The organism is Bradyrhizobium sp. JR4.3 (genome assembly GCF_040547695.1).
GTDB lineage: Bacteria > Pseudomonadota > Alphaproteobacteria > Rhizobiales > Xanthobacteraceae > Bradyrhizobium > Bradyrhizobium canariense.
In genome coordinates this window covers 152,590-176,765 of the sequence record NZ_JBEPQF010000008.1, presented here as the reverse complement: position 1 = coordinate 176,765, position 24,176 = coordinate 152,590, and the positions used below count along the sequence as shown (strand labels likewise).

Genomic DNA, 24,176 nt, shown 5'->3' with positions numbered 1-24,176 from the left:
CTAATTCGGGACTTCCATGATGGTTTCCACCGGCAGGGCACCGCCGCGGACGCGGATTTCGCGGACCGGGTAGGGAACCCGGATGCCCTCGCGCTTGAAGGCGTCCCACAGCGCCAGCATCACGTCGCTCTTGACGTTGTCCATGCCGTCGGGGTCGGCGATCCAGAAGGTCAGCGAGAACTTCATCCCGGCTTCAGCGAACTCGGTCAGGATGCAATTCGGCGGCTTGCCCTTCTGGGCGCGCGGATGCGCGGCCGCGGTCTCGGCGGCGAGCTTGCAGACCAGCCGCGGGTCCGCGTCGTAATTGGTGCCGAAGGCGATCTTCACCAGCGTGTTCTTGTCGGTGTAGGTCCAGTTGACGACCTTCTGCGTCACCAGATCTTCGTTCGGCACCAGGAATTCGCGGCCATCGCCCGCGGCGACGGAAATATAGCGCGTCTTCATCGCGCTGATTCGCCCGGTGTTGTCGCCGATGGTGACGAGATCGCCGGGCTTCACCGATTTGTCAGCGAGCAGGATGATCCCCGAGATGAAATTGGCGACGATCTTCTGCAGGCCGATGCCGATGCCGACGCCGACCGCGCCGGAGAACACCGCGAGCGCCGAGAGATCGATGCCGACCGTGCCGAGCGCGATCACGATCGCGACCGCAAGCAGGCCGATGCGGATGATCTTGACCAGCAGCACCTGTACCGACGGGGTCAGATCGGTGGTCGAGTTGATCCGGCTCTCGGCGAAATTGCTGGCGATGTTGGTGAGCCAGAGCGCGATGAGCAGCAGCGCGCCGGCCTTGATCACCAGCAGCGGTGTCAGCCGCAGCCCGCCGAGCACGATGGCGAAGGAATCGAGCAGGTCGACCGTCGCATCGAGCTGGCCGAGGATCGAGAGCGCCGCGACGAACCAGGCCGTGATCGACACCAGCTTGACGATGAAGGCGTTGCGCAGCACCGAGGTCACCAGCCGGACCGCGAGCCAGGCCAGGCCGAGCTTGGCGGCGACCATCAGCAGATAGGAGCGGCTCGGCCAGGTGGCGTGGTACATGACCACGCGCGAGATGATCACGAGCAGGGTGAACACCGCCGTCGAGGCGCTGGAGACCATCACCCGGGCGAAGTGCCGGAGCGGCAGCGGCCAGCGCATCGCCAGCGAGGTGATGTCGACCCGGCTGCGAACGGCGGCTTCGGCGGCATAGGCGATGCCGGCCGCGGCCAGAATGAGCCCGAACTGCAGGTAGAACCAGGGCGAGGAGATTTCGGCCCCGACGCTGCGCGCGGTGGTCTGCACGAACTCCATGAAGTCTTTGAGGTCCATGTCTATCGGTCTCGTCGGGGAGCGGGCGGGAGGCATTGATTCGAGCGCGCCGGAGAATCCCACAAAGGGGCCGGCCGGGCCACCGATACACCGCTAAGTAAAGCGCGTTAAGGCCGCAAAATGCGGGCAGATTGCCGCGAGCGGGAGAAAATGGGTTGGCGTGGGAGTCCGCCGACGATAAGGATGCAATTCCAGCGATTTCGTACCCGGAAGGTGGATGGCTTCCCTCGACACTGTCAGCCTCGCCATATTGCTCGGCGCCGTCCTGGTGTTGGCCGGGATCCTGTCAAGCCTGCTTGCGCTGCGCTTCGGCGCGCCCCTTCTGCTCGTCTTCCTCGCGATCGGCATGCTCGCGGGCGATTCCGGTCCCGGACAGCTGCAGTTCGACGACGTCCGAACCACCTATCTGGTCGGCTCGGTCGCGCTCGCACTGATCCTGTTCGATGGTGGCTTGCGGACCCGATTTGCCAGCATTCGCACCGTGCTCGCGCCTTCCATGGTGCTCGCGACCGTCGGCGTGCTGCTGACCGCACTGATCACGGCGCCGTTCGCTAAATACGCGCTCGACCTCAACTGGACGGAGTCGCTGCTGGTCGGCGCGGTGGTGGCCTCGACTGACGCGGCCGCAGTGTTCCTGCTGGTGCATACCCAGGGCCTGCGCCTGCGCCCGCGCGTCGGGGCGACGCTGGAGGTGGAATCCGGCACCAATGATCCCTTCGCGATCTTCCTGACCCTGATGCTGGTCGAATACATCTCGCTCGGAACGGGCACGGCCGCGCATGTGCTGATGGAGTTCGCCCAGGAGGCCGTGCTGGGCGCCGTCGTCGGGGTGATCGGCGGGCGTCTGGTGGTCATCGCGCTCAACAAGGTCGCGCTGCCGCAGGGCCTCCATGCGCCGTTTGTCACCACCGCCGCGCTCGTCATCTTCGGCGGCTCGCAGATCATGCACGCCTCGGGCTTCCTCGCGGTCTATCTCGCCGGTATTATCATCGGCAACCGGCCGACGCGTGCGCATAATTCGGTGGTGGCCTTCCTGGACGCCGCAACCTGGCTCGCGCAGATCGTGATGTTCGTGCTGCTCGGCCTGCTGGTCTCGCCGAGCCGGCTTGGCGGCAGCGTGCTGCCGGCGGTCGGGATCGCATTCGTCCTGATGCTGGTGGCGCGGCCGATCGCGGTGTTCGTGTGCCTGGCGCCGTTCCGCTTCAACTGGCGCGAAAAGATCTTCATCGCCTGGACGGGTCTGCGCGGCGCGGTCGCGATCTTCCTGGCCTCGATCCCGATGCTGGTCGGGCTGTCGAAGGCCTATCTCTATTTCGACGTCGCCTTCGTCGTCGTCATCATCTCGCTCCTGCTGCAAGGCTGGACGCTGGCGCCGGCCGCGCGCAAGCTGCACGTGGCGCTGCCGCGCGCCGAGCGTGGCCCGCGCCGTGTCGAATTGGATCTGCCCGGCCAGCTCGAGCAGCAGCTCGTCGGCTATCCGGTGCGGTCCAAGAGCCTGTATTTTCGCCGCGGCCTGATCCCGTCCTGGTCGAAGCCGACGCTGGTGATCCGCAACGAGAACATCTTGACGCCGATTGAAGCCGAGCCGATCGCGCCCGGCGATTACATCTATCTGCTGGCGCCCCCGGAAAAGGCCGAATCGCTCGACCGCTTCTTCGTCGACATGCAGCCGAGCTCGGCGCCGGACCCGCATCTGCTGGGCGACTTCATGGTCTCCGGCGAGCACACGCTCGCCGAGCTCGCGGAGATCTACGGCGTGAAGGTCGGCGAGGACGAGAGCGGGCACACGCTCGCTGATTATTTCGACGTCCATCTCGACCGCGCGCCGAAAGAGGGGGCGGAGCTCGTGCTGGATCCGATCGTGCTTGTGGCGCGCTCGATCTCCGGTGGCCGAGTCAATGTCGTCGGCCTGCGCCTGCCGGAAGATGAGGAAACCCCCGCCCCGCTGACGCGCATGCAGGTCCTGCGGCGCAAGCTCGCGGATTTGTGGAGCTCGGTGGCGGGGGTTTAACGCTACATCCGCGTCGGCGGTCATTGATGAAGCGCACGTCTGCTTCTTCGTCGTCCTGGCCTAGTGCGCAATTGCGCACGGGGGCCAGGACCGATAACCACCGCCAGCTGTTTTGCGAAGGCTGGTGGTGACGATCTGCCCCACCCGCTTCTCCCTAGGGTAATGGGTCCTGCCTTTCGCCAGGACGACGGCGGGGTCCGTGGCGACAGCGCGGGAACCGCCACCAAATCGCCGCAACCGCCGAAGATTTGCGCGTCTTCGTGACCGCCGCTCCCGGAACGCTCCGCGATGCCGCTCGTTCTTAGCGGCGTAAACGCAGCTGACAGGAGTAATCCATGCGAAAGCTCATCTTGCCGGCGATCGTTGCGATCGGCATCGGATCGGCCGCGCCCGCGATGGCCTATGACACCGGCGATCAGATCTCGATGCAGGTCGCGCTCGATGTCGCCACCGATATCGGCGTCATGACCGTCTCGCACACCGAGTTCCTAGGCGATGAATGGCAGATCGAAGGCCGTGATCGCGCCGGCCGCTGGATGGAGGTCGACGTGGACGCCCGAACGGGCGAGGTGCGCAACGTCGATCGCGGCTGGTAGTTGCGGTTCCCGGTAGCAGAGCGCGCCGCCGCAACGCGCGGCGACCGCGTCGCCTCGGTGCGGCTGTCGAGCGCGCTCCACGTTCATCTGGTGGAAGCGCTCGGCAATGCGGAGCTGTCGCACTTCCTCGCCGATCTGCTCAGCCGGTCCTCGGTGATGGTCTCGGTCTACGAGCCCGCCCCAACGTCGTCCTGGCGAAAGCCAGGACCCATTACCCCGGGGAGTGGTTTTGCGAACACGGGCAGTTACGTTTTCTTCGCTGGTACGCATACCACCTGCCGCTGATAGATCACGCGGTATGGGTCCTGGCTTTCGCCAGGACGACGGCGGAGGGTGGGCCGGCGGCTTGCCTCATCCCTTGCCTGCTCAACCGCCCCTCACGTCAGCACCTTCACCCCGCCGAACGACGTCACGCGGCCGTGCTTCAGCATCACGATCTGCGTCGCGAGCTGGCGCAGCTCGGCGGCGTCGTGGCTGACATAGACCATGGGGACGTTGGCCTCGTCGCGCAGCCGCACCAGATAGGGCAGGATCTCCAGCTTGCGGCCCTCGTCGAGCGCGCCGAGCGGCTCGTCGAGCAGTAGCAGGCGCGGCCGCGACAGCAGCGCGCGGCCGAGCGCGACGCGCTGGCGCTCGCCGCCGGAAAGTTTTCCGGGGCGGCGACCCTGCAGCGCGCCGATGTCGAGCAGCTCGATGACGCGCTTGTGCTGCGCCGGATCGGGCGCGAGGCGGTTCATCCGCCTGCCATAGTCGAGATTTTGCGCCACGTTGAGATGCGGAAACAGCCGCGCATCCTGGAACACATAGCCGATGCGACGGCGCCAGGCCGGGACATGAATGCCGGCCACGCTGTCGTCGACAGTCTCGCCGTCGATCACGATGGTGCCGCGGTCGGGCCGCAGCAGCCCCGCGATCATGTTGACCAGCGAGGTCTTGCCGGCGCCCGACGCTCCGAACAGGCCGATGACGCGGCCTTCGCTTGCGAAGGCGGCGGACAGCGAGAATTCGCCGAGCTGCTTTTCGATGTCGACACGCAGCATGGTCAATTCCCGTGCAGGCGCGCGGTGGCGCGGCGGGCGAACCATTCGGCGGCAATCAGCGCACCGAGCGCCAGCACGATCGAGACGATCACGAGCCGTCCCGCGGCGGCGTCGCCGTCCGGGGTCTGGATCAGCGAATAGATCGCGGACGAAATCGTTTGGGTCTCGCCGGGAATGTTGGAGACGAAGGTGATGGTGGCGCCGAATTCGCCGATCGCCTTGGCAAAGCCAAGCACCATGCCGGCGAGCACGCCAGGCAGCGCCAAGGGCAGCGTCACCGTGAAGAACACTTTCCACGGCGCAGCGCCGAGCGTCTCCGCCGCCTGTTCGAGCCGGCGGTCGATCGCCTCGATCGACAACCGCATCGGGCGCACCAGCAGCGGAAACGCCATCAGGCCGCAGGCAAGCGCGGCACCGGTCCAGCGGAAGGCGAAGACGATGCCGAGATGGTCCGCCAGGAAGCCGCCGACGAGTCCGCGGCGGCCGAAGGTCAGCAGCAGCAGATATCCGGTGACGACGGGCGGCAGCACCAGCGGCAGATGCACCAGCGCATCGAGCACCGACTTGCCCCAGAACTCACGCCGCGCGAGCAGCCACGCCAGCGCAATGCCGAACGGCGTTGCCACCAGCGTTGCGATCACGGCGACCCTGAGCGAGAGCAGGATCGCCGTCCATTCGGCGGGAGAGATGTCGAGCATCAAATCGCAAAATTAAGTGGAGGGGCTGATCAGGAACTTGAAACCGTATTTTTCCAGAATGGTCTTGGCGGCGGTCGAGCGCAGGAAGGCGAGATAGTCGCTGGTCTCGCCCTTTGCCGTCGCGGTCGCAGCGACGGGATAGATGATCGCGGGATGCGAATCCGCCGGGAAGGTGCCGACGATCTTCACGCCGGGCTCGACCTTGGCATCGGTGGAATAGACGATGCCGAGGTTGGCCTCGCCGCGCGCGACCAGCGTCAGCGCGGCACGCACGCTTTCGGCCATCGCGAATTTCGGCTCCGCCGCCTGCCAGGCGCCGAGCTTTTCCAGCGCCGCCTTGGCATATTTCCCGACCGGCACCGACTTGACGTCGCCGGTCGCGATCCTGCCATCGCCGGCGAGTTTTGCGAGGTCGAAGCCCTGCGCGATGGCGACGTTGTCGAGTCTGGAATCCTTCGGCGCAATCAGCACGATGCTGTTGCCGAGCAGATTGACCCGGGTCGGCTCGTTGATGGTCTTCTTGGAGATCGCGTAGTCCATCCAGTCGGTGTCGGCGGAGACGAACACATCGGCCGGCGCGCCCTGCTCGATCTGCCTGGCGAGCACGGAGCTTGCGGCATAGCTGACGCTGAACTTGACGCCGGTCCTCGCGGTGTAGGCCGCGTCGACCTCGTCGAGCGCGTTCTTCATCGAGGCTGCCGCGAACACGGTGATGGTCTTGTCCTCGGCGGCGGCAGGCGAAAGGCCCGCGCCCGCGAGGATCACGAAAGCGGTGAAGAGTCCGGCAATACGAATCATGGATGCGCTCCGTGCGAGATCGCGCGCGCAAGAAGCACGCGCAGATCCGGCGTTGGTGGGTCTGGGCGACGGGCGGAAGCGCTGTTCCACGGGTCCCGGCGGCGGCTTACGGCCGGCAGGGATATCGCTACTCTCGAAGATAGCAGGCCAGGGCCTCAGGTCAAAGGCGACTGTTTGGCTCATTGCGCCGGCAGGATGGCGATCGACAGCGAATTGTCTTTCGCGCCGCTGACCTGGAGCACGACGGGCTGGCCCGAGAGCTCGTATTTCATGGTCTTGCGGATGCCGTCGCAATCGGTCGCGCCACTGAACGCCACGGGCTTGAGGGCATGCCCGTCCTGGACCAAATCGACCCACGCGCCCGAGGACAGGCTGACCGTGTAGAGCCCGGCCTTCGGGGCCTTGATGCCAGTGAAGCCGGCAAATGTGCCGTCCTTTGGCGCGCACTCCGGAGGCGTCGGCAGTTTTGCCTCCGCGGACGCGACCAGCCCCAGCGTGATGGCCGACGACGGCAACGCGGCCTGCTCGCTTCCCGATGCCATCTTGACACCGTCGGGCGCGGTCAGCGCGGCGCGCTCGCGCTCGATCGACCATTTGAATTTGTCGCAGCCGCTGGGTTCTTCCGTCGCAAAGGCGGGCGCGATACCGAGCAACAGCAATCCAAGCAGCAGAGGGATGCGCATCTCAGTCCACCGCGATCATCACATCGGAGGCTTTGATCACCACCGTGACCTGCCCCTTCGCCTTGATGCCGAGGTCGTCGACCGCCTCGTTGGTGATCGAGGAGGTCACGATCGTACCGTTGCCGATGTCGACACGGACGTGGGACGTCGTGGCGCCCTTCGTGACTTCGATGACCGTTCCCTTGATCTGGTTGCGTGCACTGATGCGCATGGGCTCTCACAATGGCTGGCGCGCGCGACGAAGCCGCACGCGTGAGGAGGGATTTGGTTGATGAGGGCGGGATTGCATCCCGGCAGGGCCGACCCGCTTACGGCAGGGCAGCGCCGCACTCTAACGCATTTGGAGATCCGAGGACTAGCCGCTGACGAAGTTGTTACAGCCTGACCGGCTACGGCTTCGCATTGCCCGCGTGCAGCACGGCCTTGCACGCCGCCGGCATCTGCGCCAGCGTCATCGGCGGTTTCGGCTTCGGTGGCTCCGGCGGGGGTTTGGGGTGCAGCACGCCGTCGCTGAACCAGTAGGAGAGATCGGACGGCTTGCAGCCTTCGTCCTCGGATTGCGACGGCTGGCCCTCGCAGTCGCTCGCGCCCGCCGGGCAGTGCATGCGGATGTGGAAGTGGTAGTCGTGGCCCCACCACGGCCGGATCTTCGACAGCCAGGAACGGTCGCCCTTGGCCTCGCGGCACAGCGCCTTCTTGATCGCGGCATTGACGAAGATGCGCTGCACCGCCGGCTCCTGCGCCGCATCGCGCAGCACCAGCACATGGCCCGGCGTGAACACCTTTGGATCGATGTCGAGCCGGTCCGGCCGCACCATCATCACCGCCGACATGTCCTCGCGCTCTTCGCGCGAGAGCCGATGGTCGGGCATCGGCGTCAGCCAGATGTCGGCATCGAGGCCGATCTGGTGGCTGGCATGGCCGGACAGCGCCGGTCCGCCGCGCGGCTGGGCGATGTCGCCGACCAGGATGCCCGGCCATCCCGCATCCTTGTGCGCCCTCGCCGCAAGCCGCTTGATCAGCGCGATCATCGCGGGGTGACCATAGCTGCGATTGCGCGACAACCGCATCACCTGCCAATTGTCGCCGTTGAGCGGCATCTGCTCGGCGCCGCCGATGCAGCCCTTCACATAGGAGCCGATGACGTGCGCCGGTCCCTTCGACGGCAGCAGCTTTCGCGCGAACAGCTCCTTGGCGCCAATACTCGGATCGTTCGGATTGGCGAGCGGCGGCAGCGGCTTTGGGTTGACGCTGCCCTTGTCCTGGGCCAGCGCGTCGCCGGCGGCCAGGAGCGTCATGACGAGCAGGAGAGGGGCGAGGCGGCGGGGACTCATGTTGACATTCTTATAGCCCAACACCGCGTCAGGGTTAAGGAACAGTCCAGCAGATGAAATCTCGTTCAAAAGTCGCAGTTCCGCAGCGTCGGATGGCCGATCCTTAACGAGGCGATAACCCTCTCATGCATTGACCAAAATTCGTGCGCGGGACGCGTGCTTACTCCCTTCTGCATGCAATCGCGCCCGATCGCGGAAATGATTCAAGGCAGCGCGCAATTTTGCGCCATCTCGTTCTCCGATGACGACAATGCGATGCGCCTGGAGCGCCCATCGGCACTGCCGCGCCTTGCAAACGGGCAATGAGGGCTGTTTTTTCGAGACTGCCAGACCGTGCGTCCCACCGCCATGCCACCCAAGATTACCTTTTTTTCAGACACTTGCCCCAAGAGTTGCGGTGGCTGGGCGCGACTGGGGCGAGTGAAGTTGAGTTTGGGGTTTCGAAAGCCAAAAAAGCGAAAGGGAAGCGTGCTTGGCAGGTCCGGCCTGCACCCGCGCAAGCCGCGCTTTGCGCGCGCCCATCATCCTCCATCCGAACGCGACGAAGTTTTGCGCAGCCGTGCCGAGGCTGCGATCGCGGAAGCGCGCAAATCCCATGAGCGCCTGCGCCAGGCCATCGACATCCTGCCGCAGGGCATCGTGTTTCTCGATGCCGAGGGCCGCTATGTCCTCTGGAACAAGCAATACGCGGAGATCTACAGCAAGACCGCCGATCTGTTCGAGGAGGGCGCCCGCCTGGAGGACACGCTCCGCATCGGCGTCGCCCGCGGCGACTATCCCGAAGCTGCCGGCCATGAGGAAGAATGGATCGCGGAGCGGCTGCAAAAGCTCTATCAGCCCGGCTCGCGCCACGAGCAGAAGCTGGCGGACGGCCGCGTCATCCTGATCGACGAGCGGCTGACCGAGGACGGCGGCGTCGTCGGCCTGCGCGTCGACATCACCGAGTTGAAGCAGCGCGAGGCCTCGTTCCGGCTGCTGTTCGACGGCAATCCGGTCCCCATGATCGTCTGCGCGCTGGACGACGAGCGCATCCTCGGCGTCAACGATGCCGCGGTTGCCCATTACGGCTATAGCCGCGCCGAGTTCGAGCGGCTGACGATCCGTTCCCTTCAGGCTTTCGACAGTGAGCCGCCCTGGACCGCCGCTTCGGCCGGTGAGGAGCAGGCCGGACGCACCTGGAAGCACGTCAAGGCCGATGGCGCCCTGATCGACCTTGCGATCTATTCCCGCGAACTGACCTATGCCGAGCGGCCCGCGGTGCTGCTCGCGCTGATGGACATCACCGAGCGCAAGCGCGCCGAGGCGCGGCTCGCCTTCATGGCCCAGCATGACGGGCTGACCGGTCTGCCAAACCGCAATTTGCTGCGCCAGCAGGTCGACGAGATGCTGCTGCATACGAGGCGCAGCACCGACAAGGTCGCCCTGCTGATGCTGGGGCTCGACAATTTCAAGGCGGTCAACGACACGCTGGGGCACGCGGTCGGCGACAAGCTGCTGCGCGGCGTCGCCAAGCGGCTGCGTTCGACCTTGCGCGAGGACGACGCGCTGGCGCGGCTGAACTCGGACGAGTTCGCAATCGTGCAGAGCGGCCTGACGCGTCCCGAGGATGCGGTGCTGCTGGCCAAGCGCCTGCTCGAAGCCATCGCCGATCCCTATCTGCTCGACGGCCATTCCGTGGTGATAAGCGCCTCCATCGGCATCGCGATGGCGCCGGGCGACGGCGACGATTCCGAAAAGCTGCTCAAGAGCGCCGACATGGCGCTGTCGCGCGCGAAGCTGGATGCGCGCGGCTCGTTCGCGTTCTTCGAGGCGGCGCTCGATGCGAAAGCGCAGACCCGCCGCAAGATCGAGGTCGAGCTGCGCGACGCCATCCAGAACGACGTGCTGCGGCCGTATTACCAGCCGCTGATCGACCTCCAGAGCGGCCGCATCACCGGCTTCGAGGCGCTGGTGCGCTGGCCGCATGCCGAGCGCGGCATGGTTTCGCCGGCCGAGTTCATTCCGGTCGCGGAAGAAACCGGGCTGATCAACCCGCTCGGCGGCCTGATGCTGCGCCGGGCCTGTCACGACGCAGCGACCTGGCCGGACGACGTCCGCGTCGCCGTCAACCTGTCGCCGCTTCAGTTCCGCAGCGGCAATCTGCTTTCGGTGGTGACGGATGCGCTGAAGCATTCCGGCCTGCCGCCGCGGCGGCTCGAGCTCGAGATCACGGAAACGCTGCTGCTGGAAAAGAGCGCCCAGGTGCTGGCGACGCTGCATGCGCTGCGCGCGCTCGGCGTGCGCATCTCGATGGACGATTTCGGCACCGGCTATTCCAGCCTGAGCTATCTGCGCAGCTTCCCCTTCGACAAGATCAAGATCGACCAGTCCTTCGTGCGCGATCTCGGCGCCAATCGCGAGGCCCAGGCGATCATCCGCTCCATCGTCAGCCTCGGCAAAGGCCTCGGCGTCACCATCACCGCCGAAGGCGTCGAGACCGAAGCCGAGCTGAGCTGCCTGCGCGCCGAAGGCTGCGACGAAGGCCAGGGTTTTCTGTTCAGCAAGGCGCGGCCGAATGCCGAGATCATCAGCCTGCTCGCCGCGCAGCGCGGCATCGACGGTGCCGAGGAAGACGCCGCGCTGGTGGCCTAGAGTTAGGATGCTGACCTGTTGTCTCGCGTCTCCAGATGCCCAAACCTGGAAGCTCACCGACCGACAAGTGTTACGGCCTCTTGCTCCTCGGCAGGAGCGGTTTCATGGGACCGCACGAATACGAAGCGGGATGCCGCGGGGATCTGTGCCTCGGCACTGCCATCCTGGCCGATGAGGATGAGTCCCGCGCCGCCATTGGCTACATTCAAGATGACGGGCGCGCCCTGCCAGGTCCTGATTGGCTCCATTCCGATGATGAGAAACTCGCCGATCGGCTGGTCGAAATATTGAAGCCTCAGTTGTGGTCCGACTTCTGCAGCCGCCAGGCCGAAACCCAATTGTTTGGCGCGCGCATAGATCTCCGCCAGCAACGCCGTGTCGGTCCGAAAGCCCAGTTCGGCTGCCGACACCGTGAAAAGCTCTACACTCGTTTTCGTGGCGCTAACGGTAAACGTTGGCCGCGCGAGAATTTCGCCAGCCGAGTTTCCGATGCCACAACCTGCCGCATCCAACGCGTTACTGAGGGCGAAGAAGTTTGCAAACGTCCCGATCCTGATCGTCTTCCACGCGGGGAGATCGACGGCGGATTTGATTGGGACTTGCGGCCGATCAGACGGCGCCTGCTTGAGCTTCAGCTGATTCCGCAGGACGTCTCGCGCCGAGCATTGCGCCACGGCTTCGCTCGCAAACAGGAGAGTGCAGAGAGTGGCAACAATGAGCATGCCACCATGGTGCCATCCCGGCGAACGCCCCCGAATGGAATGGCAACTGACTTTCCTGCCAGCTGTTCGGCCCACAACGGACCTCTCTTGCGCAAATGCAGCGCGCTAAAAACAATTCGGAATTATCACTTCCACATGGTCGGCGCGGTCACAGCGGAAAAGCTGTCGTTCCTGTAGCTATGGAAATTAGTCGGGGAAAACTCACCAAGGTTCAGCGACGAAGACGCCGGATGGCGAACTCAATATAGGTCAGCGTGCGTGCACTTTCGCAACTGGTCGACGTCAGCGGTCCCCTGAAAGGATCATTTTACCGACATCCTCGTAATGCGTGTCGCGCGCTTGGATCTGCTGGGCGATGGCGTGCATGTCGCGAAAGCGGCGCTCGAACGGATTGCTGCGGAATACGGCGGTCGCGCCGGCCATGTGATAGGCGGTGTCGACCACCTTGGCCGATTGGTGAATGGTCCAGGTCGCGGCGAGGCGAACCGAGCTCCGATGCGCCGCGCCGAACGCGCCGGTCGCGCAGAGATCGCGCCACATCGCGCTTGCGGTCGCATAGAGATAGGCGCGCGCGGCCCGCAGGTCGCCCTCGGTGCGGCCGATCAGGCCCTGGACCGCCGGGTTGTCGTGCATGGCGCTGGCCGCCAGCGACTGATGCTTGCCGCGCGCCAGCGCGATCGCGGCATCCAGCGTGGCGCGCGCCACGCCGAGCGACACCGCGGCAAAGCCGAGGCTGAAGGTCGAGCCGGTGCCGATCCTGTAAAGTGGACCCTGCTCGCGTAGCGCGGACGGCACGTCACGAAACGCGGTGAAGCGCTCGGGGACGAACAGGTCGGCGACCTCGTAGGAATCGGTGCCGGTGCCGGCGAGCCCGATCGCCTGCCAGACGTCGTGCAGCACGGCGCTGGCGACCGGAAACAGGATGGTGCGCACCTCCGCCGAGCCGTCGGCATTTTTCCGCGGCGTGCCGTCGGCGCCGACGATGCGGACATGCGCCCCGAGCCAGCTCGCCTGCCGCGAGCCCGAGGCAAAATCCCAGCGCGCCGTGACGCGATAGCCGCCCTCGACCGCCCGCGCCTCATGCGCGATTGCGCCCCAGGCGAGGATGCCCGGCGCCGTGTTGAAGATCTCCTGCGCGGTGTCGTGGTCGAGCGAGGCCGCGATCATCGCACAGACGCTGCATTGGCCGAGACACCAGGCGGTGGAGGCATCCGCTTTCGCGATCTCCTCCAGCATCTGCATGAAGGCTTCCGGCGGCGCTTCGACGCCGCCAAGACTCTGCGGCAGCAGCGCGCGATAGAGCCCGTTCTCGATCAGCGCGCCGACGACAGCCGGCCTCAGCCGCCGCGACCGCTCGATATCGTCAGCCTCGCCCGCGATGAGAGGTGCGATGGCGCGGGCGCGTTCGACGAGGCCAAATCCGGGAGTTGCGTTCATGCGCGTTTCCTCGCCCATTCTTGCTGTGAGCGGTAAGAGGCAATGGTGGTCTATCTGGCGGGGAGGATCAAGCTGGTCCCAGCGTCATTCCGCACGCGCCAATTGGCGCGCCCCGGGATGACGGTTCGATCTCGCAAGCTCGCGCTGACGCGGCCGACATCACAGCTCGGACAAACCCGGCGGCGGCTTGCGTGCGTCGGTTGCTTGCTCGAAGGCATACGCCAGACGCAGCAGCTTGTGCTCGCTCCAAGCGCGCCCTGCGAAAGTGACGCCGAGCGGATAGTCGGGCGTGTCTTTGCCGTCGTCTGTCCCCGAGACGAAGCCGCCGGGCACCATGACGCTGGGATAACCCGCCTTGGCGGTGACTACGGCGCCGTAGGCGCCGGGGAACAGCACCGCGTCGAGCTCGTGCTGGTTCATATAGGCCTCCATGCCGCGCGTCCTGGCGGAGAGCAGGTCCATGACACGTGCAGACTTGTATTCGGGCTCGCTCAAATCGCCCCTGGTCAAGTCAGCGGCGAGAAAGTAGTCCTGTCCGAAACGGAGCGCTTTGTCGGCGTTCGCTGCGTTGAAGGCCACGATGTCGGCCATGGTCTTGATGTCTGTGTTGGTCGCCCATTCCCGCAGATAGAGATTGAGACCGTGCTTCATCTCGTACAGAAAGACGACCGGCGGTCTTGCGACCGTGCCTTTGTGGGCGCTCAGCGGATTGCGGTTGAGCACGGCCATGGTCGTGCCCGGTCCACCGATCCAGCCAAGTGTCGGCATGCTGGCGTGCACGATGACGGCGCCGAGATCCTCCAGCACCTTGATCGCCTCGGTCATCAGCTTGGTCGACTTCGGCAGCAGCTTGCCGTAATAGCAATCGTTCAGCGGGTCAGCGGGGTCGCTCGGCACGCCGATGCGCGCGCCCTTCATCGCGTCGGTCACGAGGCCGGCGGTGTAGTCGGCCGGCCGCCGCTGCTCTTGCGTCGCTGGGTCGAGCGGGTCCTTGGCAGCCAGCACGTTCAGCAGCATCGCGGCGTCGCGCACCGTGCGCGTCATCGGACCGGCGGTGTCCTGGCTGTGCGCAATCGGCAGGATGCCGGCGCGGCTGATCAGCCCGACGGTCGGTTTCACGGTGACGAGGCCGTTCAGGCTGGCGGGGTGCAGCAGCGAGCCCGAGGTCTCGGTGCCAATTGAGGCCGCGCAGAGGCCGGCTGCCACGGCGACTGCCGAACCCGAGCTCGATCCCCCCGGAGACACCACCGGAATCCCGCGATCGTCCATCAGCGCCGGCGCATAGGGGTTCTTCACCTGGCCGCCCAGCGATGAATAGCCCGCGGGCATGTCGATCGCGAGCATGTTGGCGAACTCCATCAGGTTCGCCTTGCCCAGGATCACCGGCCGGCGCCCCGCAGCAGCTTGACGATGGTGGCATCATCCCTGGCGCGCGCGCCCTCCAGCGCCAGCGAGCCCGCCGTGGTCGGCTGTTCGTCGCCGGTCGCGATATTGTCCTTCAGCAGGATCGGCACGCCCGCCAGCGGCCGTTGGGCCGACGGCCTCGCGCCGTCAAGCGTGCCCGCGAGCGCATCGGGATTGAGTGCGCGGACCGAGTTGAGTTTGGGCCCGTCGCGGTCATAGACCGCGATGCGGGCAAGATAGAATTCGGCCAGCGCCCTCGCGGTGATCCGCCCGCCGGCCAAGGCATCGATGATGTCGCTCATCGGCGCGTGCGCGAGCATCTGCATGGTCGGCGCCGACGGCGTCCGTTCAGTCAGGCCGGATCCAGGAAGCTCTGACATTCGCGTTTCCTCGCCCATTCTGCCGTGAGCGGTCAATCGCGCGATGGTGATCTATTTGGCGAAGACGATCAAGGTGGTGTGGCGTCGATCCGGCAATCGTTACGTGAAGTGCGGAATCGGAGATGATGGCGCAAGCTCGAAGAGCTCACGCCGGCCCCAAGAAACTATTGGTGCTGCTCGGACATTATCGTTGTCCAGAAGAGCATGATACTGTTCCGAAACAGGCAGCGATTTTGACCTCCAACCGGCAGCGGCAAATGTCCTCGTCTGATGCTCCGATGAAACGCAGTGACGCAGCCCGCCGAGGGCGGAGACAGACGAAGACCCTACTGCTGATTTTAGCCATCGGATTTCTCGTTTTCGGTGCCGCTGCAGGTACATTGTATTACGCGCTGCGGCCGATAACTCTTCGGATTGCCGTCGGACCGCCGGGAAGCAACGATCACAAAGTGATCGAGGCAATGACCGAGGCCTTTGCCAACGAAAGCAGGACCGTGAGGCTGTCTCCGATCACGACCGCCGGAGCGGCCGAAGCTCTCGCTCTGCTCGGTGCCGGCAAGGCCGACCTTGCGGTGGGTCGCGGCGATCTGGAAATGCCGGCCGACGCGCAAACAGTCGTCATCTTGCGCAAGAACTTCGTCGTGCTGTGGTCTTCTTCGGGACCGACGGGCAAGGGCTCCAAGCGAAAGCCGGCGCCGAAAATCAAGGAGGTCGCCGATCTCGCGGGGCGCAGGGTGGGGGTGATCGGCGCGACCCCGGCGAACGCCGCGTTGCTGAGAGTCATCCTGAGCGCCGCCGGTGTGGAGCCGGACAAGGTCACGGTCACTCAATTCGGCACGGGCCAACTCGAGGAGCTGGCGCGCGACCCGAGCCTCGACGCCTTCATGGCGGTCGGTCCGCTCGACAGCAAGATAACCGCCGACGCGATTGCCGCGACCGCCCGGATGCGGGGCGAGCCGAAATTTCTCGCGATCGACGCATCGGAAGCCATCGCCCTGAAGCATCCTCGTTATGAATCGGAGGAAATTCCGCCAAGCATTTTCAATGCGAATCCAGCCCGGCCGGATGACAAGGTGGAGACCGTCAGTGTCAGCCATTTGATCGTCGCACGGAAAGCCTTGTCCGAAACGACAGTGTCAGCGTTCTACCGCCAGCAATTCGCCCTCCGCCAGGCGATCGCCAGGCAGGTGCCTGGCGCTGCGCAAATCACCAAGCCGGACACAGAGAAGGAAGCCGAGCTGCCGGTTCACCGGGGAGCGGCGGCCGTGATCGACGGGACCGAGCGCACCTTCCTCGACAGGTACGGCGACTACTTCTGGTTTGCGCTCCTGCTTCTCTCCGGCATCGGCTCGGCCGGCGCCTGGCTGCGTCAATATCTGAATCGGGATGAAAGGGACGAGAACACCAGCCATCGCAACAGGATCCTGGCCCTGGTTTCCAAGGTGCGCACCGCGGAGTTCGACCACGAACTGCTGGCCATGCAGCAGGAGGTTGACAGCATCATCGAGGAAACGCTTGGCTGCTACGATGACGGCGCCATCGAGGAGGAGGAGCTGGCAGCCTTCGGCCTTGTGCTCGAACTGTTCGACCATGCCCTCAGTGAGAGGCGCGCAGCGTTGCAAACCCCTCCTTCGAACGTGCTCGCTGCGCGGCGGTAGCGATACAATAAGCCCGCTGCCCGCTGAATCCCAGAGAACAGCCCAGCTCGTAGGATGGGTTGAGCGGAAGCGAAACCCATCAAACTTCTAGACTGCGCTCGTCGCGCGATGGGTTTCGCAAGAGCTCAACCCATCCTACTCCAGTCGTCGTGCCGAGTTCGCGGCCGTGAATAGCACAATGACCGCTCGCTATTGCAGTCCCAGACCGCTGCAGTACCACGACATGTCTTCGTGTCTCCAGCCGCGCTTGACGCCTGATTCCTTGCATTCGTTGTAGGTCTTGAAGTTTGCTCCGTTTCGGCAGCCTGACGGGTAGCTCCCAAAGCCGCCGCCCGAGGTGGAGCATGCGACCGGGCTGGCCGCCGTGGTCGGGGCGGCCGTGGCTTTGGGAGCTGCGTTCGCTGATGTGATCGAAAAAATGATCAAGCCTCCTAACGCTAAAACCGAAGCTTTCATTGCCTTCTCCTGATCGGAGGGACGCGTCATGCTATCCCAGGATGTGTTGTAGCAGAAGGTGCAACCGAGATGAAGGAGCACTGTGCTGCGCGCGCTTTCTGGTTTTGCCATTCAACAGCAAACCCGACTGAGTCGGTTCCTTCGGAGGAACGGTCAAGAGCTCCAGGCGTTTGAGGTCATGAAAGGACACTTGCATGACCGAGAAATTCGATCCGGCACCGCCGGACAAGAACGCGGAAGATCTCAAGCGCGGCATCCGACGCGACAAGGCCAGGGACGACGAGCTGGACAAGGGCTTGAAGGACAGTTTCCCGGCGTCGGACCCGGTGAGCAGCACCCAGGCGTCCAAGGCAACACCGGACGCATGAAGGAGGGATAGACTATGGGCCTCGCAGCCTATGATGTTGTTGGCAGGGACGGTGCCTGGCACGTCGACCACGATGGCGGAATCCGGAACACTTACCAGACCAAGGAAGCCGCCTTCGAGGCGGCTGTTGCGGCGGCATCGCTCGCCATGCGGCAGGGTCACTCCGTCCGACTGACGGTGCCGGAGAGCGAGAACGCCGTCGGCGCGGAAAATTCGGGCGGATGACCTTCGAGGAAATCCCCGTTCTACACGGCCGCCAGCAAATGAGCTGGCGCAAACGGCTTGCGCAAAAAAATCGTATTGGGCGGCAGCGGCGCCATCATTGTCCCGGACATCAGTACGATGTTGAGCCCCGGATGAGCATTGCGAGCATACTCCGCGAGCTCGAGCCCGGTCATTCTCCCTGCGAGGTTGTGATCGGTGATGAGCGCCCGTAGCTCCGTGCCCGTCGACGCCACGATAAGCTCCGCCGCTTCCGCGGTGGCACATTCGACGACTTCGAACCCTTCGTCCTTGAGGAGGTCGGATAGAACTTCGCGCTGGAGCGAGTCATCCTCGACCAGCAGCATGACGAAATTCGACATGCGGTCATTCCCAACTTATCGGATGTTAATGCGCATCCTGGAAGATTGTTCGGTTGTGATGTCTTCGTTCGCAGCGACCTGCGCACGGCAGGATCAGTCGAACATGTTGCATTCTCCTTGAGGTTTCGACGGAGGCGCCGAAGCAGGGATCGAACAGGAGTGGCAATGGCAATCGTCTTCATCACGGGCAGCACGGACGGTCTGGGCCGCGCAGCTGCCCAGTCTCTCCTCGAACAGGGCCATCAGGTCGTCCTGCACGCGCGATCGGCGGAACGTGCGGCGGCAATCTCCGAGCTTGAATCGCGTTCCGCACGGGTCGTGATCGGCGACCTCAAGAGCGCCGCCCAGACGAGGCATGTGGCAGATCAGGTCAACGCGATCGGACGAATGGACGCGGTCATCCACAACGCCGGCGTCTATACCGAGCGCAGCCGCGGCCCGACGCCCGAAGGCCACGCCACTACCCTGGCGGTCAACACGCTCGCGCCCTATTTGCTCACCGCCCTTATGAAGCGCCCCGATCGGCTGGTGTATCTCAGCAGCGGACTACATCGCGGCGGAGAGGGATCGCTAGGCGATCTCGACTGGACGAGGCGAACCTGGGATCCGGCCAAGGCGTATGCGGAAAGCAAGCTGCACATGGTTGCCCTGGCCTTTGCCTTGGCGCGGCGTTGGCCGCAGGTGCTGAGCAACGCGGTCGATCCCGGCTGGGTCCGCACCAAGATGGGCGGTGCCGGAGCGCCGGTCGGCGTGGCCACCGGACAACGGACGCAGACCTGGCTGGCTGTGAGCGACGATCCCGCCGCCCTGGTCAGCGGTCGTTACTGGCATGACCTCCGCCAACAAGAGCCGGCCCACGAAGCGACCGATCCCGATTTTCAGGAGCGGCTTCTCGACAAGCTGGGCGAGTTGACAGGGGTGACGTTGCCTCCGGCGTAGAAGCAATTCGCCTGATGCTCGTAGGATGGGTAGAGCGCAAGCGAAACCCATCAAACTTCCAGACAGCGCTCGTCGGCCGATGGGTTTCGCAAGAGCTCAACCCATCCTACGAGCTGATCGTGCGTTGGTCCAAATGACCGGAATGTGCACCGATGCCTTGTCGAGCCGGTGTTTCCTCCAATCGCACCGAAGACCTCGCGTGAGGTCCGTCACACGTCCGCCATCGGAAACACTTCCAGCTCGGCTAGCGATTTTTCCAGCAACGAGGCTTGACCTGTCCGTCGAGGGTCATGCCGATAGTTTTGAAGGTCCGCATCGGATGCGAAGCTGACGATGTGCATCTCGATGGTGCCATCCGGAGTTCGAAGCCGACGGTCCAGACGTCCGTTGAACTCGGGCAATAGCGGCAGAACCACGCCCTCGTAGGCTCGAAAGTCCGCGATACCCTCTGCCGGTATTCGGGCCACGAGCACGAGCGTGACTGGTTTGCTTTGATGGGACATCGCCGCCTGCCGACCGCACCGCTGCCATGATGCCATCATGCTCCTGTTTTGCCCGACGAGTCAAACGGGTTTCGTAAAATCGGAAGCTTGAAAAAACCCAATGCCGACAAGGGGCCGGCTACTGTGCATGGGGTTGTTTTCGCGTTTTTTGTTATCCGGCCCCAAACATCCCTACCGGACCTGTGTTGTTTCGCTCGAGCCGGGCTAGGCCTTCGCCTCAGCTATCCACCTTCAGCGCGGCGATGAAGGCTTCCTGCGGGATGTCGACCTTGCCGAACTGCCGCATCTTCTTCTTGCCTTCCTTCTGCTTCTCCAGAAGTTTGCGCTTACGCGTGATGTCGCCGCCGTAGCACTTTGCGGTGACGTCCTTGCGCAGCGCACGCACCGTCTCGCGGGCGATCACCTTGCCGCCGATCGCCGCCTGGATCGGGATCTGGAACATGTGCGGCGGGATCAAATCCTTCATCTTCTCGACCATGGCGCGGCCGCGCCCCTCCGCGCGGGTGCGGTGGACCAGCATCGAGAGCGCGTCGACCGGCTCGTTGTTGACGAGGATCTGCATCTTCACCAGATCGGCCGGCTTGTAGTCGGTGAGATGATAGTCGAACGAGGCGTAGCCTTTGGAGACCGACTTCAGGCGGTCGTAGAAGTCGAACACGACCTCGTTGAGCGGCAGATCGTATTTCACCATGGCGCGGGAGCCGACGTAGGTCAGCTCCTTCTGCACGCCGCGGCGGTCCTGGCACAGCTTGAGCACGCTGCCGAGATATTCGTCGGGCGTGAGAATCGTGGCCTCGATCCAGGGCTCCTGGATCTCCGCGATCTTGACCACATCAGGCATGTCGACAGGATTGTGGATCGAGATTTCCTGCCCGTCGGTCAGGCTCATCTTGTAGATCACGCTCGGCGCGGTCGCGATCAGGTTGAGATCGAATTCGCGCGACAGACGCTCCTGGATGATCTCCAGGTGCAACAGCCCGAGGAAGCCGCAGCGGAAGCCGAAGCCGAGTGCGGCCGAGGTCTCCATCTCGTAGGAGAAGCTGGCATCGTTGAGGCGCAGCTTGCCCATCGCCGCGCGCAAGGTCTCGAAGTCGTCGGCGTCGGCGGGGAACAGACCGCAGAACACCACGGGAATGGCCGGCTTGAAGCCCGCCAGCATCTCGGTGACAGGCTTCTTGTCGTCGGTGATGGTGTCGCCGACGCGGGTGTCGGCCACTTCCTTGATCGCGGCGGTGATGAAGCCGATCTCGCCGGGGCCGAGCTCGTCGACCTGCGTCATCTTCGGGGTGAAGAAGCCGACGCGCTCGATGTCATAGGCCGCGCCCGTGCCCATCATGCGGACGCGGCTGCCCTTCTTCATGACGCCGTCGACGACGCGGATCAGCACCACGACGCCGAGATAGACGTCGTACCAGCTGTCGACCAGCAGCGCCTTCAGCGTCGCTTCGCGGTCGCCCTTCGGCGGCGGCAGGCGGGTGACGATCGCTTCCAGCACATCGGGCACGCCGAGGCCGGTCTTGGCCGAGATCATCACGGATTCGGAGGCGTCGATGCCGATGACGTCCTCGATCTGTTGCTTGACCTTCCCGGGCTCTGCGGCGGGGAGGTCGACCTTGTTCAGGACCGGAACGATCTCATGCCCCGCATCGAGCGCGTGGTAGACGTTGGCGAGCGTCTGCGCCTCGACGCCCTGGCTGGCGTCGACCACCAGCAGGGAACCCTCGCAGGCCGCCAGCGACCGCGAGACTTCGTAGGCGAAGTCGACATGGCCGGGCGTGTCCATCAGGTTGAAGATGTAATCCTTGCCGTCCTTGGCGCGGTAGGCGAGGCGCACCGTCTGCGCCTTGATGGTGATGCCGCGCTCGCGCTCGATGTCCATGGAATCGAGCACCTGCTCCTTGCCCGCCATTTCCCGGTCGGTGAGGCCGCCGGTCATCTGGATCAGGCGGTCGGCCAGCGTCGATTTGCCATGGTCGATATGGGCGACGATGGAGAAATTGCGGATGTTGGAAATGGGGACGGTCGTCATGGGCGCGGGATACCACTCACATCCCCGTGCGGCAACCATATTGCTGTATTTTCAGGGCCTTTGTTCACGCCAAGCTGATTCCACGAGAGGCCGAAACGCGCTACGCAACGCCTGATGTCCAGGCCCATGTCGACGACCTCGATCCCGTCTGCCCGAGCGCGCGCAAAGACCCGGGTGAGCTATGCCCGCTTTCGGGCCTGGCTGGTTGCCAGCGCGACCCGCCCCGAGGCGCGCCTCTGGCTGGTGATCCAGCTCGCCATCCTGCATGCGGTGCTCTGGACCTTCATCCTGATCAATCTCAAGGCAGCGCAGGACGTTCACATGGACGTCGCGGAAGCCTGGGGCTGGGGACAGAAATTCCTCTGGGGCTATGGCAAGCACCCGCCGTTGTCGGGCTGGGTCGCCGGCCTCTGGTTCACGGTGTTCCCGCCGACGGACTGGGCGACCTATGCGCTGGCGATGGCGACCGTCGGCACCGGTATGGTGATCTGCTGGCTCATCGCGCTACGCGTCGTGGATGCGCGGCGCGCGTTCCTGGTCGTGGTGATGGTCGCGCTCTACCCGATCTTCAATTTCAAGGGTTTCAAGTACAATCCCGATCTGCTCCAGCTCGTCACCTTGCCGCTCCTCGTGCTCGCTTATCTCAATGCGTTCGAGAAGCGGGGCTGGCAATCCGGAGTCTTGCTCGGCCTTGCCGGCGCACTGGCGCTGATGACCAAATACTGGGTGCTGACCATGATCGGCGCCGTCGGGCTTGCCGCGCTGATCCATCCGGAGCGGATGAGATTCCTGTCGTCGCCGGCGCCATGGGTTGCGATCGCGACGATGGTGGTGGCGATGATCCCGCACATCGTCTGGCTGGCGGACGCGCATTTCGTGCCGCTGACCTATGCGGGCGACACCTACAGCCTCGAGGACAGCGGCCAGGTGCATCAGCTCGTGGCCGGCTATGCCCTGCACAATGTCGCGCTGCTGGCATTGCCGGTGGCGCTGGCGGCGCTGGCGATGGCGCTGGTGCCACCTTGGTTCAGGCTGCTCCTGCGTGCGCCCTTGCGCATCGTCACGCGCGCCTGGGCGCGCGGCGCGAATGCGAGCGTGAACCTTTCGCAGGCGCGCAACGTCTGGATCATACAGATCATCGTCGCGGTCGGCCCGGCGCTCGGCGCGCTGGCCTTCAGCATCTACATGAAGACCGATTGGGGCATCTCGCTGTTCTTTCTGGTGCCGCTCTCGCTGGTCGCGATCCCGGCGTTGCGGGTGCAGAGTGCGGCGCTGTTCAACATTGTCGCGATCTGGCTCGTGCTCAGCGTTGCCACGCTCATTGCCTCGCCCTGGATCGCCGCGCGCGAGATGGCGGCCAATGCCAGCAACACGGCGACTTACGGCGCGCGCTCGGATCTCGCACGCGAGCTGACGCAGGCCTGGCACGCGCGCTTCGCCTCGCGCTGGGCGGTCGTCGCCGGCACCATGGAGTCGATCCAGCCGATGGTGTTCTACAGCCCGGATCATCCGGCCGCGTTCACGCCGCTCGAAGCCTGGGGGTCCGGGTTGATTTCGCCCGACGACGTCAAGAGATACGGCTTCATCGGCGTGTTCGACCCGGCCGACGGTCGCCTGCCGGCGTTCGAGAAATGGGTGTCCGAAGTTGCGCCAAACGCCGAGCGCATCGTGATGACGACGCGCCGTTTCACCCACGGCAAGGCCGGTCCGTCGATGAGCTGGAACATCTACATCGCGCCGCCGGGGAAATGATCGAGGCGAAGCCGCCTAAATCCCTTCCTCGTTGAATTTGCTTTCAACGAGTTCGGTGATCGCCGCGAGCGCGGCTTCGGCATCATCGCCGGACGCGGCGACCGTGATGGTGGTGCCGGGACCGGCGGCGAGCATCATCAGGCCCATGATCGAGGTGCCGCCGACGGTTTCGCCGCCGCGCGTCACCCAGACCTGCGCGTTGAAGCGCTCGACGGCCTGGACGAACTTGGCGGAGGCCCGCGCGTGCAGGCCGCGCTTGTTGATGATCAGGAGGTCCTTGGAGATCGCGCCCGCGGGCACGCCCGTCCCGGCTTGCGGCGCCTCGTCGCTCATTTGCCTGCGAGGACGCGGCTGGCGATGGTGACGTATTTGCGGCCGGCTTCCTGGGCCATCGCGATCGCATCGGGGAGCGGACGCTCCTCGCGCACCTTGGCGAGCTTCACCAGCATGGGAAGGTTGATGCCCGCGAGCACTTCGACCTTCGGCCGGCTCATGCAGGATATTGCCAAATTGGACGGCGTGCCGCCGAACATGTCGGTGAGGATCGCGACGCCGTCGCCGGAATCGACGCGGTTAACCGCCTCGATAATGTCGCTTCGACAGAGATCGGAATCATCTTCGGCGCCGATCGTGATCGCTTCGATTTGCTTTTGTGGGCCCATGACATGTTCAAGCGCTGCCTTGAATTCGTCGGCAAGGCGCCCGTGGGTCACAAGTACTAGACCAATCATCGGAAAACTCCTCGCGGGCGCTTTTGGTGCACCGCACGAACGCGCCACTTTGACCATCCAGAGCCCCCGCGCAAGAGGGGATGTTGCGTATCTCCCTGAATCTAGACGGATG

At 64.6% G+C, this 24,176-nt stretch carries 26 protein-coding genes; 9 read left to right on the top strand and 17 right to left on the bottom strand.

What is annotated here, in order from left to right; translation table 11 throughout:
* Window positions 1-1,317 (bottom strand): mechanosensitive ion channel family protein, encoded by a 1,317-nt coding sequence (locus ABIB91_RS15755; protein WP_219679179.1) that lies wholly within the window; start codon window positions 1,315-1,317, stop codon window positions 1-3.
* A 211-nt stretch (window positions 1,318-1,528) separates the two neighbouring features.
* Here ABIB91_RS15755 and ABIB91_RS15750 point away from each other — a divergent pair, with 211 nt between their 5' ends.
* The 3 genes from ABIB91_RS15750 to ABIB91_RS41710 all read left to right on the top strand — a co-directional run bounded on the left by ABIB91_RS15750 (window position 1,529) and on the right by ABIB91_RS41710 (window position 4,203).
* Complete coding sequence (locus tag ABIB91_RS15750; RefSeq protein ID WP_219679127.1) at window positions 1,529-3,322, top strand: potassium/proton antiporter; 1,794 nt, start codon at window positions 1,529-1,531, stop codon at window positions 3,320-3,322.
* A 335-nt stretch (window positions 3,323-3,657) separates the two neighbouring features.
* On the top strand, window positions 3,658-3,918 hold the full coding sequence (locus tag ABIB91_RS15745; RefSeq protein WP_007597783.1) for a PepSY domain-containing protein: 261 nt from the start codon (window positions 3,658-3,660) through the stop codon (window positions 3,916-3,918).
* Window positions 3,919-4,203, top strand: a complete 285-nt coding sequence (locus ABIB91_RS41710; RefSeq protein WP_502916979.1) for a hypothetical protein — start codon at window positions 3,919-3,921, stop codon at window positions 4,201-4,203. It abuts the gene before it with no gap.
* A 92-nt stretch (window positions 4,204-4,295) separates the two neighbouring features.
* Here the strand turns inward: ABIB91_RS41710 and modC are convergent, their stop codons facing one another.
* From modC to mepA, 6 genes are all read right to left on the bottom strand, one after another.
* Entirely contained in the window at window positions 4,296-4,958 is a 663-nt protein-coding gene (gene modC, locus ABIB91_RS15735; protein ID WP_354162390.1) for a molybdenum ABC transporter ATP-binding protein, read from the bottom strand.
* A gap of 2 nt (window positions 4,959-4,960) precedes the next feature.
* On the bottom strand, window positions 4,961-5,656 hold the full coding sequence (modB, locus tag ABIB91_RS15730; protein ID WP_354162393.1) for a molybdate ABC transporter permease subunit: 696 nt from the start codon (window positions 5,654-5,656) through the stop codon (window positions 4,961-4,963).
* Window positions 5,657-5,668: 12 nt separating this feature from the next.
* Window positions 5,669-6,454 carry a molybdate ABC transporter substrate-binding protein gene (gene modA, locus ABIB91_RS15725; RefSeq protein ID WP_354162396.1) on the bottom strand — a complete coding sequence of 262 codons (786 nt, stop codon included), beginning with the start codon at window positions 6,452-6,454 and terminating at the stop codon, window positions 5,669-5,671.
* Window positions 6,455-6,633: 179 nt separating this feature from the next.
* Window positions 6,634-7,137: a hypothetical protein gene (locus ABIB91_RS15720; RefSeq protein ID WP_354162399.1), complete on the bottom strand. Its 504-nt coding sequence runs from the start codon at window positions 7,135-7,137 to the stop codon at window positions 6,634-6,636.
* A 1-nt stretch (window position 7,138) separates the two neighbouring features.
* Entirely contained in the window at window positions 7,139-7,348 is a 210-nt protein-coding gene (locus tag ABIB91_RS15715) for a TOBE domain-containing protein (RefSeq protein WP_007597777.1), read from the bottom strand.
* Window positions 7,349-7,526: 178 nt separating this feature from the next.
* A complete protein-coding gene (gene mepA, locus ABIB91_RS15710) occupies window positions 7,527-8,471 on the bottom strand; it encodes a penicillin-insensitive murein endopeptidase (protein WP_354162404.1) in 945 nt (314 codons plus the stop codon).
* Between the two features lie 468 nt (window positions 8,472-8,939).
* Between mepA and ABIB91_RS15705 the strand changes: the two genes are divergently transcribed.
* Window positions 8,940-11,102, top strand: a complete 2,163-nt coding sequence (locus ABIB91_RS15705; protein ID WP_354162407.1) for a putative bifunctional diguanylate cyclase/phosphodiesterase — start codon at window positions 8,940-8,942, stop codon at window positions 11,100-11,102.
* A gap of 53 nt (window positions 11,103-11,155) precedes the next feature.
* Here the strand turns inward: ABIB91_RS15705 and ABIB91_RS15700 are convergent, their stop codons facing one another.
* From ABIB91_RS15700 to ABIB91_RS15685, 4 genes are all read right to left on the bottom strand, one after another.
* Window positions 11,156-11,899, bottom strand: coding sequence for a hypothetical protein (locus ABIB91_RS15700; RefSeq protein ID WP_354162410.1), 744 nt, complete (start codon window positions 11,897-11,899; stop codon window positions 11,156-11,158).
* A gap of 207 nt (window positions 11,900-12,106) precedes the next feature.
* Window positions 12,107-13,261, bottom strand: coding sequence for an acyl-CoA dehydrogenase family protein (locus tag ABIB91_RS15695; protein WP_354162413.1), 1,155 nt, complete (start codon window positions 13,259-13,261; stop codon window positions 12,107-12,109).
* 159 nt (window positions 13,262-13,420) lie between these two features.
* Window positions 13,421-14,644 carry an amidase family protein gene (locus ABIB91_RS15690; protein WP_354162416.1) on the bottom strand — a complete coding sequence of 408 codons (1,224 nt, stop codon included), beginning with the start codon at window positions 14,642-14,644 and terminating at the stop codon, window positions 13,421-13,423.
* Window positions 14,641-15,045 (bottom strand): amidase family protein, encoded by a 405-nt coding sequence (locus ABIB91_RS15685; protein ID WP_354162419.1) that lies wholly within the window; start codon window positions 15,043-15,045, stop codon window positions 14,641-14,643. Before ABIB91_RS15685 ends, ABIB91_RS15690 begins: the two co-directional genes overlap by 4 nt.
* A gap of 257 nt (window positions 15,046-15,302) precedes the next feature.
* On the opposite strand from ABIB91_RS15685, the gene ABIB91_RS15680 reads away from it, so the two are divergent.
* The gene (locus ABIB91_RS15680; RefSeq protein WP_502916982.1) at window positions 15,303-16,703 is read left to right on the top strand and encodes a TAXI family TRAP transporter solute-binding subunit; all 1,401 of its coding nucleotides are present in this window, start codon (window positions 15,303-15,305) and stop codon (window positions 16,701-16,703) included.
* A gap of 189 nt (window positions 16,704-16,892) precedes the next feature.
* On the opposite strand, the gene ABIB91_RS15675 is transcribed toward ABIB91_RS15680, so the two are convergent.
* Window positions 16,893-17,159, bottom strand: a complete 267-nt coding sequence (locus tag ABIB91_RS15675) for a hypothetical protein (protein ID WP_354162422.1) — start codon at window positions 17,157-17,159, stop codon at window positions 16,893-16,895.
* 194 nt (window positions 17,160-17,353) lie between these two features.
* Between ABIB91_RS15675 and ABIB91_RS15670 the strand changes: the two genes are divergently transcribed.
* Window positions 17,354-17,527: a hypothetical protein gene (locus ABIB91_RS15670; protein WP_007604975.1), complete on the top strand. Its 174-nt coding sequence runs from the start codon at window positions 17,354-17,356 to the stop codon at window positions 17,525-17,527.
* Between the two features lie 14 nt (window positions 17,528-17,541).
* The gene (locus tag ABIB91_RS15665) at window positions 17,542-17,751 is read left to right on the top strand and encodes a hypothetical protein (protein ID WP_007597765.1); all 210 of its coding nucleotides are present in this window, start codon (window positions 17,542-17,544) and stop codon (window positions 17,749-17,751) included.
* Window positions 17,752-17,771: 20 nt separating this feature from the next.
* Here the strand turns inward: ABIB91_RS15665 and ABIB91_RS15660 are convergent, their stop codons facing one another.
* Complete coding sequence (locus ABIB91_RS15660) at window positions 17,772-18,110, bottom strand: response regulator (protein WP_354162426.1); 339 nt, start codon at window positions 18,108-18,110, stop codon at window positions 17,772-17,774.
* A gap of 165 nt (window positions 18,111-18,275) precedes the next feature.
* Between ABIB91_RS15660 and ABIB91_RS15655 the strand changes: the two genes are divergently transcribed.
* Window positions 18,276-19,049 carry an SDR family NAD(P)-dependent oxidoreductase gene (locus ABIB91_RS15655; RefSeq protein WP_354162429.1) on the top strand — a complete coding sequence of 258 codons (774 nt, stop codon included), beginning with the start codon at window positions 18,276-18,278 and terminating at the stop codon, window positions 19,047-19,049.
* A gap of 209 nt (window positions 19,050-19,258) precedes the next feature.
* Here the strand turns inward: ABIB91_RS15655 and ABIB91_RS15650 are convergent, their stop codons facing one another.
* Both ABIB91_RS15650 and lepA read right to left on the bottom strand, forming a co-directional pair.
* Window positions 19,259-19,552: a hypothetical protein gene (locus tag ABIB91_RS15650; protein ID WP_354253278.1), complete on the bottom strand. Its 294-nt coding sequence runs from the start codon at window positions 19,550-19,552 to the stop codon at window positions 19,259-19,261.
* A gap of 217 nt (window positions 19,553-19,769) precedes the next feature.
* Window positions 19,770-21,581, bottom strand: a complete 1,812-nt coding sequence (gene lepA, locus ABIB91_RS15645; RefSeq protein WP_354162435.1) for a translation elongation factor 4 — start codon at window positions 21,579-21,581, stop codon at window positions 19,770-19,772.
* A 126-nt stretch (window positions 21,582-21,707) separates the two neighbouring features.
* Here lepA and ABIB91_RS15640 point away from each other — a divergent pair, with 126 nt between their 5' ends.
* Entirely contained in the window at window positions 21,708-23,333 is a 1,626-nt protein-coding gene (locus tag ABIB91_RS15640) for a glycosyltransferase family 39 protein (protein WP_354162770.1), read from the top strand.
* 15 nt (window positions 23,334-23,348) lie between these two features.
* Here ABIB91_RS15640 and ABIB91_RS15635 read toward each other — a convergent pair whose 3' ends face one another.
* A complete protein-coding gene (locus ABIB91_RS15635) occupies window positions 23,349-23,666 on the bottom strand; it encodes an HPr family phosphocarrier protein (RefSeq protein WP_007597753.1) in 318 nt (105 codons plus the stop codon).
* Window positions 23,663-24,064, bottom strand: coding sequence for a PTS sugar transporter subunit IIA (locus tag ABIB91_RS15630; RefSeq protein ID WP_007597752.1), 402 nt, complete (start codon window positions 24,062-24,064; stop codon window positions 23,663-23,665). The genes ABIB91_RS15635 and ABIB91_RS15630 overlap by 4 nt, the downstream gene beginning before the upstream one ends.
* Window positions 24,065-24,176 lie beyond the last annotated feature (112 nt).